This is a genomic window from Rathayibacter sp. VKM Ac-2760, assembly GCF_009834185.1.
In the GTDB taxonomy this organism is placed as follows: Bacteria; Actinomycetota; Actinomycetes; order Actinomycetales; family Microbacteriaceae; genus Rathayibacter.
Map to the genome: position 1 here is coordinate 3218504 of NZ_CP047173.1, position 12052 is coordinate 3230555.

Sequence of the window (12052 nt, forward strand, 5' to 3'; positions counted from 1 at the left end):
CGACCCTCCCCCTGAACCCTCGCCCGCGCAACGCTCCGCGGCGGTCCTGCCGCCGACCCTGATCGGCGGTGCAGCGCGTGCCTGAGTGGCTCGGCATCGTCATCGGCCTCCTCCTCACCGTCGGCACCGGGCTCTTCGTCGCCTCCGAGTTCGCGCTGGTCAACCTCGACCGCAACGAGCTGGAGGAGCGCCGCGCCCGCGGCCAGAAGCGCCTCGATCCGACGATCTCCGCCCTGCGGATCACGTCGACCCACCTCTCCGGCGCGCAGCTCGGCATCACGCTGACCACGCTGCTCACCGGCTACACCTTCGAGCCCGCGATCAGCTCGCTGCTGGCCGAGCCGCTGCGGACCCTCGGGATCCCGGCCGAGATCGTGCCCGGCATCGGCACGGTCGTCGGCGTCGTCCTCGCGACGGTGTTCTCGATGGTGATCGGCGAGCTGGTCCCCAAGAACTTCGCGCTCGCGCTGCCGCTGAAGACCGCGCAGGTGGTCGTGCCGTTCCAGATCGCATTCACCACGGTCTTCAAGCCGGTGATCCTGCTCTTCAACAACACCGCGAACGCGCTGATCCGCGCCCTGGGCATCGAGCCCAAGGAGGAGCTCTCCGGTGCCCGGAGCGCCGACGAGCTCGGCTCGCTCGTGCGCCGCTCGGTGCTCGAGGGCACGCTCGACCGCGATCACGCCGATCTACTGCACCGCACGCTCCGCTTCTCCAGCCGCAGCGTCGCCGACGTGATGACACCGCGGGTCCGGATGGCCTCCGTCACCCTCGAGAGCACCGCGGAGGACGTTGTCCGGCTCGCGAACCGCACCGGCTTCTCGCGCTTCCCCGTGCTCGGCCGCGACTCGGACGACGTCCGCGGCGTCCTGCACGTCAAGCACGCCTTCGCGCTCGAGCCGTCGCTGCGCGCGACGGTCACCGCCGAGTCGCTGATGATCGCCCCGATGCGCGTCCCCGAGACCGCTCGCGCCGACGCCCTGCTCGCTCCCCTGCGTGGCAGCGGGCTCGCGATCGCGGTCGTCGTCGACGAGTACGGCGGGACCGCGGGCGTCGTGACGCTCGAGGACCTGGTCGAGGAGATCGTCGGCGAGCTGGAGGACGAGCACGACCGCACCCGCGCCGGCGTGATCCGCTCCGGCCGCTCGGCGACGTTCGGCGGCGAGCTGCGCCCCGACGAGGTCGCCGAGCGCCTCGGCGTGCTCGTGCCCGAGGGCGAGGACTACGACACCGTCGCGGGCTTCCTCTCCTCCTCGCTCGGCCGCGTGCCCGAGCTCGGCGACGAGGTCGCCGTCGCAGGCGGGGTGCTGCGGGTCGACCGCGTCGCCGCGCACCGGGTGGACCGCGTCCGGTTCACTCCGGCCGCCGACACCGACGAGGCGGGCGGGGGCGATGCCGCCGGCGTCGCCGCGCTCCGAGCGGAAGGGGCCGTCCATGAGTGAGTACCTGCCCGGGATCGCCTGGCTGGTGGTCCTGCTGGTCGTCAACGCCTTCTTCGTCGGCGCCGAGTTCGCCGTGATCTCCGCCCGCCGCTCCCAGATCGAGCCGCGGGCCGATGCCGGGAGCCGCGCCGCGAAGACGACGCTCTGGGCGATGGAGCACGCCACCCTGATGCTCGCGACGAGTCAGCTGGGCATCACCGTCTGCTCGCTGGTGATCCTCAACGTGTCCGAGCCGGCGATCCACCACCTGCTCGAGATCCCGCTGGGCCTCACCGCGCTCTCCGCGGAGGCGATCGGCGTGATCGCGTTCATCGCGGCGCTGCTGCTGGTCACCTTCCTGCACGTGGTGTTCGGCGAGATGGTGCCGAAGAACCTCGCGTTCTCGGTGCCGACCCGCGCGGCGCTGCTGCTCGCTCCCCCGCTGGTGCTGGTCTCGAAGCTGGTGAAGCCGCTGATCTGGTCGCTGAACGCGGTCGCCAACGGCATCCTGCGGCTGGTCCGCGTCGAGCCGAAGGACGAGGCGACGAGCGCCTTCACGCTCGACGAGGTCGCGGCCATCGTGCGCCAGTCGACTCGCGAGGGCGTGCTGGTCGATGCCTCCGGCACCGTCAGCGCGGCCTTCGAGTTCACGACCAAGCGGGTGGTGGACGTCGCGGTGCCGCTCGAGCGGATGGTCCTGCTGCCCGCAGGGGCGACACCGGCGGACGTGCGCCGTGCCGTCGCCGAGCACGGCTACTCGCGCTATCTGCTGGCCGACGCCGCCGGGCTGCCCGCCGGCTACCTGCACCTCAAGGACGTCTCCGACCTCGACGCGACGGACGCCCCGGTGCCGGCCAAGCGGATCCGCCGCCTCGCCGCGGTCTCGGCCGGCGACGAGCTGGAGGACGCGCTGGCGACGCTGCGCCGCACCGGCGCGCACCTCGCACGGGTGGTCGACGCCGAGGGTGCCACCACCGGCGTCCTCTTCCTCGAGGACATCATCGAGGAGCTCGTGGGTGAGGTGCAGGACGCGACCAACGCGTGAGCCCCGAGCGGCGGACGCCGGGGAACCCTGGCGATCGGCCCGCCGCTCGACGCTCAGGCGAGCTCGGGCAGCGCGGCCCTCGCCTCGGCCGAGCTCGCCCCCGTCGCCGTCAGCAGGTCGACGACGAGCGGGCGGAGGATGACCAGCAGCGTCTTCTCGGCCAGCCGCGCATCGGGGATCAGCGCCTGCGGGTCGAGGGTCGTCGCGAGCAGCACCAGGTCCTGACGGGCGAGTGCGAGCACCGCGGGCTCGGTGACGGCACGGCCGAGCAGCGCGATGCCCGGCCCGAAGCCGACGACCACGTCGGCGAGCGCCGGGCGCGGCACCGCGTCGCCGACCAGGAAGTCGGTGCGCCGGGCCACGATCCGGAGGTTCCGGGTCGCGAGGTCGAGCGCGGCGAGCATCGTGCGCTGCCGCTCCAGCTCCGCCCGGTGCCGCCGGACGAACGGCGAGATCCGCGCGACGCCGATCGCGGAGTCGAGCGCCGTCGTCCAGCCGTCGATGACGGGCTGGGTGCCGCGGACGCGCTCGAGCGCGGTGGCGGAGGCGGACTGGTCGCCCCGGCGGAGCGCGTCGGCCAGCAGGTCGATCGTCTCGGCCAGCGCCGCCACCAGTCGCCGCGCCTCGGCGCGCGCCGCCCGCAGCGGGTTGCGCGGCACGATCGCGGTGCACAGCAGCGCGGCGAGCCCGCCGACCAGCCCGTCGAGACTCCGGGTGAAGACACCGCCGTCGGGCGCCGGGAGGATCATCACGAGCATCGCCTGGGTGCCGGCCGCCACCGCGAAGCCGGGCGACGGCGAGAGCGCTCGCCCCAGCGTGAAGACGACCGCGAGCACGACCGCGAGCTGCCAGACCCCCGTGCCCCAGAGCAGGAGCAGCACCTCGCTCGCGGTGATGCCGATCAGCATCCCGATCGCCGTCTCGGCGACCTGCTTCGGCCGGGTGTCGCGGGCGATGCCGAGGCTCGAGATCGTCGCCGTCAGCGACAGCACCGGAGCCGGGTGCCCGAAGACGAAGCGCGAGACGGAGTAGGCCAGGATCGCCGCGAGGACGATCTGCAGCACCGCCGGCAGCGAGGCGACGGCCCGGGCGAGGCCCCGGCCGGGGCGGAGGTCGTCGACGCGGACGAGCGCGCGGATCCGCGCGGCCGCCCGATCCCGCCGAGCGGGTCCTGCGGCCACCACGGCGTGGCCTACCTGGTCGCGGCCCCGAGCCGGGGCAGGCGGGGCACTCCCGCCTCCGCACCGGCGCCGGGCGGGACGACGACCTCCTGCGCGGCCGCGACGCGGACCTCGCCGGCGATCACGGTGAGCTCGAGGTCGACGGGGACCGAGCGCTTCACCACGGCGAGCGCCACCGGCCCGTCCTCGTAGTGCCAGGCGCTCGCCGTGACGACGCCGACCTCGACCGGCTCGCCGCCCTTGAGCGCGGTGACCACGTCGCCGTGGCCGGGCAGAGCGGAGTCGGAGCCGTCGAGCTGCAGCAGCACGAGGCGGCGCGGCGGGTGGCCGAGGTTGTGCACCTTGGCGACCGTCTCCTGCCCGCGGTAGCAGCCCTTGGCCAGGTGCACGGAGGAGCGGAGCAGATCGAGCTCGTGCGGGATCGAGCGGTCGTCGACCTCGGTCGCGTGCCGGGGGCGCCAGGCGGCGATGCGGAGCGCCTCGAGGGCGTCCGCGCCGGCCAGACCGACGCCCGCCGCACGAGCTCGGGCGGCCAGCTCGTCGAGGGCGGCGCGCGGGACGAGCGTCTCGCGGGCGCTCCAGCCGGCGGCGGGGTGCACGGGAGCGGTGGCGTACTGCCAGCCGCCGGGCTGCACCTGCGCCCACGGGTCGAGCCAGCTGATGCCGGCCTCACCCGCGAGCTCGAGGGCGAGCGCGGTCGCGGAGCCGTCGCCGAGGGTCGCGAGCGTCGCGAGCTCCGCGGTGCGGTCGGCGATCTCGACGCGGAGCATGAAACGCATCCGGTCGAGCCAGGCGGCGAGCCCGGCCGTCTCGTCGCGGTCGAGCAGCAGCCAGGCCGTCTCGCCGTCGTCGACGACGCGGATCAGGTGCTCGATGCGGCCGGAGGGGTCAAGGAGCAGGGTCTCGGCCGAGTCGCCGGGCGCGAGGCGGGCGAGCGCCTGGCTGGTCAGCGAGTCGAGCCAGGTGAGCCGGTCGGGACCGGTGACCGTGACGACTCCGCGACCGGAGAGGTCGACGAGCGCGGTGCCCGCGGCGAGCGCCCGCTGCTCGCGGAACGGCTCGCCGTAGTGCGCGGCGACGCCCGGCTCGGCGGCGCTGGTGGTCGCCACCGCGCCGTCGGCCAGGAGGAGCGGGGAGGACGGCACGATCGCGGTCTCAGTCGACACGGGCGAGCCTTCCGGAGGAGTGGGTGCGGAGCCCCTGGCCGAGTGCGGCGATGTCCCACGCCCAGAGCAGGTGGTCGTCGACCAGGCCGTAGAGGCGCGTGGCGGCGGCGTAGTCCTTCGCGGCGGCGGTGCGCATGACCGCGTCGGTCGCGAGGTCGATCCGCGGGCCCTTGACCTGGCCGAGGTAGAGCTCGCTCACGCCGTCGGGGTGCACGAGAGAGACCTCGATGTCGAAGCCGCCGGCGGCGTTCCGCAGCGTCTCGACCGACTCCGCGTCCGGGAAGGCGGGAGCGCCGCGGCCCGGCAGCATCGCCGGTCCCGCATCCGCGTCCGTGAGCGGCCGGCTGAGGCGCCAGTAGCCCATCTCGCTCACGAGCGGGCGGTGGCCGACCTCGCTGTCGTCCTCGAGCAGCCAGGTGTACGAGCTGTAGTTGAGGTAGGGCAGGCCGTCGTAGCTGAAGCTCACGCGGTGGCCGAACTCCGCCTGCACCGAGTCGTCGCCGACGGTGTAGTCGATGACACCCGACCCCTCCCAGACGCCGAGCAGCCAGGAGAGCGGGACGAGTTCGGGCGGGAGTCCCGAGGGGAGGGAGATCAAATCTGCTCCGGAGCGGCGGCTAGCGCTGGCCGCGGTAGAGCTTGTAGACGACCACGCCGGAGACCCACGCGATCGCGAGGGAGGCGAGCCCGAGCAGTCCGAGATAGAAGAGTTCGAGGGCGAGAAGCATGCCGCCATCCTATCCGGCGGCACCGCTCAGAGGGCGGAGAGGGCGGCGATCCCGCTGCCCGCGGCGACGACGACCATCGCACCGACGACGCTCGTCATCGTGCGCACCAGATAGCCGTCCGCCCGCGCCACGGCGAGCTGAACGGCGAAGGTGGCGAGCACGCAGCCGCCGAAGGTCAGCGCGAGCCAGAGCTGCTGCGAGGCGGAGGGGGCGACGACGAGGGTGACGATCGAGCCGGCCAGCGCGAGCGCCCACACGGCTCCGATACCGACGCGATCCCTGCCCATGCCCCAATTGTGCCCCAGGGAATCGGCCTCTCCGGCCCGCCGCTAGTATTGCCGGAGACCAGTTCTGGAGGATCCGTGGCGCAGTTGTTGATACTGACCTCAGCCGGTGGCTCGGAGGTCCTCCCCGCCCTGGGGCTGCTCAGTCACAAGACCCGGCAGATCCCGGCCGAGCCGGCGCACCTCGTGAACGCTCCGAGCTGCGATCTCATCTTCGTCGACGCGCGGCAGGACCTGGCGAGCGCGAAGTCGCTCTGCAAGATCCTCACGACGACCGGCATCAACGTGCCGCTCATCCTCATCCTCACCGAGGGCGGCCTCACCGCGGTCTCGGCCGACTGGGGCGTCAACGACGTCATCCTCGACTCCGCGGGCCCCGCCGAGGTCGACGCGCGCATCCGCCTGGTCATCGGCCGGCTCGCCCAGGAGCAGTCGACCTCGCGCATCCAGGCGTCCGGTGTCGTCATCGACGAGGCGAGCTACTCGGCGAAGGTGCACGGGCGCCCGCTCGATCTCACCTTCAAGGAGTTCGAGCTGCTGCGCTTCTTCGCGACGCACCCCTCGCGCGTCTTCACCCGCGAGCAGCTGCTCAGCGAGGTCTGGGGCTACGACTACTTCGGCGGCACCCGCACGGTCGACGTGCACGTCCGGCGCCTGCGGGCCAAGCTCGGCGATCTCGAATCGCTCATCGGGACGGTCCGCAACGTCGGCTACCGCTTCAACGTGTACGAAGAGGACAATGAACGAGTCGCTCAATCTCTCGGTTGAGAACCTGACCGATCCCGCCGTCGCGGCGGGTCTCGAGCACCTCATCGGCCGCGCGGCCTGGTTCGACGGCCGCCCGCCGTTCAGCGATCAGACCCTGATCGACGCGCGCACCGGCTCGCGCACGCTCCTCGTCGGGCTGCGCGCGGACGTCGTGGTCGCGGCCGCGGTGCTCGGCCAGGGCGAGCTGGAGTTCGTCGTCGATCCGGAGTGGCGCGGGGTCGGCTTCGGCCGCGCCGTCCTCGACCAGGTGCTCGCGAGCGGGCGGACCGGGCTGCTCGCCTGGGCGCACGGCGACCACCCGGCCGCGAGGGCCCTCGCCGCCTCGCACGACTTCGCGCCGGTGCGCACCCTGCTGCACCTCGCCCTCGATCCGCTCGTCGCCCCCGCCGTGTCCGTGCCCGAGGGCTTCGCGCTGTCGGACGCCCGGGAACTGGATCCCGCCGAGTGGGTGGCGCTCAACGCCCGCGTCTTCGCCGCGCACCCCGAGCAGGGCCGGATCACCGAGGAGGACCTCGCCGCCCGGCGCGCCGAGCCCTGGTACCGCGACGAGGACGTCCTCCTGCTGCGCGACGGCGACGGCGTGCTGGTCGGCTACGACTGGCTCAAGATCGAGCCGGAGTCGACCACGGGCGAGATCTACGTGCTCGGCGTCGCGCCGGAGACGGCGGGCCGCGGGCTCGGGCGCACCCTCCTCGGTGCGGGTCTCGCGCGGATGGTCGAGCGCGGCTGCACGGTCGCCGACCTCTACGTGGAGGCCGAGAACCGCTCGGCGGTCGCGCTGTACCGCTCGCTCGGCTTCACCGACGCCGCCGTCGACGTGCAGTACCTGCACCGCCGACCCGCGGTCCGCTGACCGGGGCTCCTCCCCAGCCCGCGTTCACGCCGCATTCACCACGGGCGGCGCGAGCCGGTCGAGCGCGGTGCCAGGATGGTCGCATGGACGGCGACAACCTGATTCTCGAGGACGGTCTGAGCGACGAGCTCGACGACGACTTCGACGACGAGGAGGAGGAGCACTCCGACCCCCTGCTCCCGGACAACCGCTACCTCGATCGCGAGCTGAGCTGGCTGGCGTTCAACCAGCGCGTGCTCGAGCTGGCCGAGGACCCGCTGGTGCCCGCCCTCGAGCGGGCGAACTTCCTCGCGATCTTCTCGTCCAACCTCGACGAGTTCTTCATGGTCCGGGTCGCGGGGCTGAAGCGCCGCATCCTCACGGGCCTCGCGCTGCCGACGAACATCGGCCGCGTCCCCGTCGATGTGCTGACCGACATCTCCGAGAAGGCGCACCTGCTGCAGCAGCGGCACTCGCGGGCCTTCAAGGAGCTCGTCGAGCCGGCCCTGCGCGACGCGGGCGTCGACATCGTCCGCTGGAGCGAGCTCAGCGACGCCGAGCGCGGGGTGCTCGACGACTACTTCTCGGCGCAGGTGTTCCCGGTGCTGATGCCGCTCGCGGTCGACCCGGCGCACCCGTTCCCGTACATCTCCGGGCTCTCGCTCAACCTCTCCGTGCGGGTCAGGAACCCCAAGACGCAGAAGACCGAGTTCGCGCGCCTCAAGGTGCCGCAGATGCTGCCGCGCTTCGTCCGCATCGAGGGCGTCGCCGCTCCGGGCGAGCCGATGCGGTTCATCTCGCTCGAGGACCTGATCGCGAACCAGCTCGACGACCTCTTCCCGGGCATGGAGATCCTCGACCACCACGTCTTCCGGGTCACCCGCAACGAGGACGTCGAGGTCGACGAGGACGAGACCGAGAACCTGATCAAGGCGCTCGAGAAGGAGCTGCTGCGTCGCCGCTTCGGCCCGCCGATCCGCCTCGAGGTGACCGACGACATGGACGACGAGACGCTGAGCCTCCTCGTCCGCGAGCTCGACATCACCACGCAGGAGGTCTACAAGCTGCCCGCGCCGCTGGACCTCGGCGGCCTCTTCAGCCTGCAGAAGATCGACCGGCCGGACCTGAAGTACCCGAACCACGTGCCGACGACGGCCGTGCAGCTCTCGCCGAGCGAGCCGAACCAGCGGCAGGACATCTTCAAGGCGGTCTCGCGCGGCGACGTGCTGCTGCACCACCCCTACGAGTCCTTCGCGACGAGCGTCCAGGCCTTCCTCGAGCAGGCGGCCGCCGATCCCGACGTGCTCGCGATCAAGCAGACGCTCTACCGCACCTCGGGCGACTCCCCCATCGTCGAGGCGCTCATCGACGCCGCGGAGTCGGGAAAGCAGGTGCTCGCGCTCGTCGAGATCAAGGCCCGCTTCGACGAGAAGGCCAACATCTCCTGGGCGCGCAAGCTCGAGAAGGCCGGCGTGCACGTGGTCTACGGCCTCGTCGGTCTGAAGACGCACTGCAAGCTCGCCCTGGTGATCCGCCAGGAGAAGGGCGGCGTGCTGCGGCACTACTCCCACATCGGCACCGGCAACTACAACCCGAAGACCTCGCGCATCTACGAGGACCTCGGGCTGCTCACCGCCGACCCCGAGGTCGGCAAGGACCTCACCCGGCTCTTCAACGAGCTCTCGGGCTACGCGATCGAGAAGAAGTTCAAGCGCCTGCTGGTCGCGCCGCGCCACCTGCGCAAGGGACTGCTCAAGCGCATCGCGGCCGAGACCGAGAACGCGCGCGCGGGTCGGCTCTCGGGCATCCGGATCAAGATGAACTCGATCGTGGACGAGTCGGTCATCGACGCGCTCTACCGCGCCAGCCAGGCCGGCGTGCCGGTCGACGTCTGGGTCCGCGGCATCTGCGGGCTGAAGCCCGGGCAGGAGGGGCTCTCCGAGACCATCCGGGTGCGCTCGATCCTGGGCCGCTACCTCGAGCACTCGCGCATCTTCAGCTTCGTCAACGGCGGCGAGCCGGAGGTCTTCATCGGCAGCGCCGACATGATGCACCGCAACCTCGACCGCCGCGTCGAGGCGCTGGTGCGGATCGTCGAGCCCGCGCACCTCAGCGAGATCGCCGACATGTTCGACCGCGCGATGGACGAGAGGACGGCGTCCTGGTGGCTCGGGCCGGACGGCACCTGGACCCGGCACCACCTCGACGAGGACGGCGCCCCGCTCTCCGATCTGCAGAACCGGCTGATGCAGCACATCACGCATCGCAAGCGCACCGCGACGCGGACCGGCTCCCGAGCCACCGCCCGCTGACGCCGTGACGGGAACCGTCTACGCGGCCGGCGCCGTGTGCTGGCGGATCATCGAGGGCCGCCCGCACATCCTCGTGATCCACCGGCCGCACCGCCGGGACGTCAGCCTGCCCAAGGGCAAGGTCGACCCCGGCGAGTCGCTGCCGGAGACCGCGGTGCGCGAGATCCGCGAGGAGACCGGCTTCGCGGTCGCGCTCGGGGTGCCGCTCGGCTCGGTCGAGTACACGCTGCCGAACGGGCGCCCGAAGGCCGTGCACTACTGGGCCGCGCGGGTGACCGAGAAGGCCGTGCTCGCCTCCGACTTCGTGCCGAATCACGAGGTCGAGGCGCTGGAGTGGGTCACGCTCAAGCGCGCCCGCGCCTACCTGACCTACCCGCACGACGTCGAGATCGTCGACGAGTTCGCCCGGATCGTCTCGCGCGGCACGCACGACACGTTCGCGATCGTGGTGCTGCGGCACGCGAAGGCGGTGCCCGCCTCCTCCTGGGACGGGCGCGACTCGACCCGGCGGCTGAACCGTCGCGGCGTCGAGGAGGCGGCGGCCGCGAGCCGGGCCGTCGCCGCCTGGCGACCCCGGCGGCTCGTGTCGAGCACGGCGAAGCGCTGCCGCAGCACGATCGCGCCGCTCTCCTCGCTCCTCAAGCGCCCGGTGCGCCTCTCGGAGGACCTCAGCCAGGACGCGCACGAGCACGGCAGCGCCGAGGTCCGGGCCGTCGTCGGCAAGCGGGTGCGCGCGCGCAAGAGCGCGGTCCTGTGCAGTCACGGGCCGGTGATCCCCGAGATCCTGCGCGAGCTGGCGCTGGCGACCGCGACCCCGCTCGGGCCGTACCTCGAGGAGGCGTCCGCCCTGCCGACGGGCGGATTCGCCGTCGTCCACCTCTCGATCGAGCACCCGGGCTCCGGGATCGTCGCCATCGAGACCCACGACGCACTGGGCTGAGGCCCGGCCGGAATCGGCTGCAGCGCACCCGATCGGTGCCGCGCGAATAGTGCTCCTGTGCGCTCCGCACCGCCTGAGGGCGGCCCGTCGTTCACCGCGCGTTCACCGAGCGGACGGGGCCAGGACACGACCCCTCCGTACTCTCGCTGGCGGGCCGCACCAAGCCCGTTCTGTTTCCCCCTGCTTTCCTACCCGAAAGGGATACTTGTGCGTTTCTCGCGTCTCGGCCAGGCGGCCGTCATCGCCGCCGTCGCAGCCATCACGCTGACCTCCTGTGCTGCCAACGAAGGAGGTGCCTCCGCGGGCGAGTCCTCCTCCGGCTCCGCCAGCACCCTCGAGGGCACCCTCAACGGCATCGGCGCCTCCTCGCAGGGCTCCGCCCAGGAGGCCTGGGTCTCCGCCTTCCAGCAGGCGAACACCGGCGTCACCGTCAACTACTCCCCCGACGGCTCCGGCGCGGGCCGCGAGGCGTTCATCGCCGGCGGTGCCGATTTCGCCGGCTCCGACCGCGCGCTGAAGCTCGAGGAGCTCGACGGCTCCTTCGGCAAGTGCGTCGAGGGCACCTCCGCCATCGACGTCCCGGCCTACATCTCGCCGATCGCGATCGTGTTCAACGTGGAGGGCCTCGACGAGCTGAACCTCGACGCCGCCACCATCGCGGGCATCTTCAAGGGCACCATCACCACCTGGAACGCCCCCGAGATCGCCGCGCTGAACCCCGACGCGACGCTCCCGTCCTCCAACATCACCGCTGTGCACCGCTCGGACGACTCGGGAACCACCGAGAACTTCGCCGCGTACCTCAACGCGACCGCGCCCACCGTGTGGGACGCCGAGCCCGACGGAGTCTGGCCCTACGAGGGCGGCGAGGCCGCCCAGGGCACCTCGGGCGTCATCGACACCGTCACCAACGGCCAGAACACCATCGGCTACGCCGACGCCTCGCGCGCCGGCAGCCTGGGCACCGCCAAGGTGAAGGTCGGCGACGACTTCGTCGCCTACTCGCCCGAGGCCGCTGCCGCGATCGTCGACGCGTCCCCCGAGGCGACCGACCGTCCCGACAACGACATCGTCTACGAGATCGACTACGCCTCCGAGGAGTCCGGCGTCTACCCGGTCGTCCTGGTGAGCTACCTCATCGCCTGCCAGGAGTACCAGGAGCCCGCCACCGGCGAGCTCGTCAAGGCGTACCTCGGCTACGTGACCAGCGAGGAGGGCCAGGCCGAGGCCGCCACCTCCGCCGGCGCCGCGCCGCTCTCGTCCGAGCTGTCGGCCCAGGTCGCCACCGCGATCGAGTCGATCAAGTAATCTCCCCCTCATGACGCGGCCCCGGACCCCAGCCGGTCCGGGGCCGCGTCACGGCTCGGCCCCCTCC

The 12052-nt window shown here is 72.3% G+C and carries 11 protein-coding genes; 7 read left to right on the forward strand and 4 right to left on the reverse strand.

From position 1 onward, the window contains the following. Positions 1–77: 77 nt before the first annotated feature. Both GSU72_RS14615 and GSU72_RS14620 read left to right on the forward strand, forming a co-directional pair. Positions 78–1442 carry a hemolysin family protein gene (locus GSU72_RS14615; protein ID WP_159985711.1) on the forward strand — a complete coding sequence of 455 codons (1365 nt, stop codon included), beginning with the start codon at positions 78–80 and terminating at the stop codon, positions 1440–1442. After that, positions 1435–2466: a hemolysin family protein gene (locus GSU72_RS14620; RefSeq protein ID WP_159985712.1), complete on the forward strand. Its 1032-nt coding sequence runs from the start codon at positions 1435–1437 to the stop codon at positions 2464–2466. Before GSU72_RS14615 ends, GSU72_RS14620 begins: the two co-directional genes overlap by 8 nt. Before the next feature lie 53 nt (positions 2467–2519). Here the strand turns inward: GSU72_RS14620 and GSU72_RS14625 are convergent, their stop codons facing one another. The 4 genes from GSU72_RS14625 to GSU72_RS14640 form a co-directional block, all read right to left on the reverse strand. Next, positions 2520–3650 carry an FUSC family protein gene (locus GSU72_RS14625; protein ID WP_159985713.1) on the reverse strand — a complete coding sequence of 377 codons (1131 nt, stop codon included), beginning with the start codon at positions 3648–3650 and terminating at the stop codon, positions 2520–2522. 8 nt (positions 3651–3658) lie between these two features. Further along, positions 3659–4756, reverse strand: a complete 1098-nt coding sequence (locus tag GSU72_RS14630; protein WP_244256134.1) for a folate-binding protein — start codon at positions 4754–4756, stop codon at positions 3659–3661. A 46-nt stretch (positions 4757–4802) separates the two neighbouring features. Beyond that, a complete protein-coding gene (locus GSU72_RS14635) occupies positions 4803–5411 on the reverse strand; it encodes an FABP family protein (protein WP_159985714.1) in 609 nt (202 codons plus the stop codon). Between the two features lie 156 nt (positions 5412–5567). After that, a complete protein-coding gene (locus GSU72_RS14640) occupies positions 5568–5828 on the reverse strand; it encodes a hypothetical protein (protein WP_159985715.1) in 261 nt (86 codons plus the stop codon). A 75-nt stretch (positions 5829–5903) separates the two neighbouring features. On the opposite strand from GSU72_RS14640, the gene GSU72_RS14645 reads away from it, so the two are divergent. The 5 genes from GSU72_RS14645 (at position 5904) to GSU72_RS14665 (ending at position 11985) form a co-directional block, all read left to right on the forward strand. Next, positions 5904–6593 (forward strand): response regulator transcription factor, encoded by a 690-nt coding sequence (locus tag GSU72_RS14645; RefSeq protein ID WP_123445147.1) that lies wholly within the window; start codon positions 5904–5906, stop codon positions 6591–6593. Continuing rightward, a complete protein-coding gene (mshD, locus tag GSU72_RS14650) occupies positions 6565–7446 on the forward strand; it encodes a mycothiol synthase (RefSeq protein WP_159985716.1) in 882 nt (293 codons plus the stop codon). The genes GSU72_RS14645 and mshD overlap by 29 nt, the downstream gene beginning before the upstream one ends. Before the next feature lie 83 nt (positions 7447–7529). Continuing rightward, on the forward strand, positions 7530–9737 hold the full coding sequence (locus GSU72_RS14655; RefSeq protein WP_159985717.1) for an RNA degradosome polyphosphate kinase: 2208 nt from the start codon (positions 7530–7532) through the stop codon (positions 9735–9737). Between the two features lie 4 nt (positions 9738–9741). Further along, positions 9742–10677 carry an NUDIX domain-containing protein gene (locus GSU72_RS14660; protein ID WP_159985718.1) on the forward strand — a complete coding sequence of 312 codons (936 nt, stop codon included), beginning with the start codon at positions 9742–9744 and terminating at the stop codon, positions 10675–10677. A gap of 207 nt (positions 10678–10884) precedes the next feature. Continuing rightward, on the forward strand, positions 10885–11985 hold the full coding sequence (locus GSU72_RS14665; RefSeq protein ID WP_159985719.1) for a phosphate ABC transporter substrate-binding protein PstS: 1101 nt from the start codon (positions 10885–10887) through the stop codon (positions 11983–11985). The last annotated feature ends 67 nt before the right edge of the window (positions 11986–12052 follow it).

What these genes read in the sequence shown, in the direction of transcription:
- mshD (WP_159985716.1), top strand. Translation starts at nt 6,565, where the DNA reads ATGAACGAGTCGCTCAATCTCTCGGTTGAGAACCTGACCGATCCCGCC.
- GSU72_RS14620 (WP_159985712.1), top strand. Translation starts at nt 1,435, where the DNA reads ATGAGTGAGTACCTGCCCGGGATCGCCTGGCTGGTGGTCCTGCTGGTC.
- GSU72_RS14640 (WP_159985715.1), bottom strand. Translation starts at nt 5,828, where the DNA reads ATGGGCAGGGATCGCGTCGGTATCGGAGCCGTGTGGGCGCTCGCGCTG.
- GSU72_RS14655 (WP_159985717.1), top strand. Translation starts at nt 7,530, where the DNA reads ATGGACGGCGACAACCTGATTCTCGAGGACGGTCTGAGCGACGAGCTC.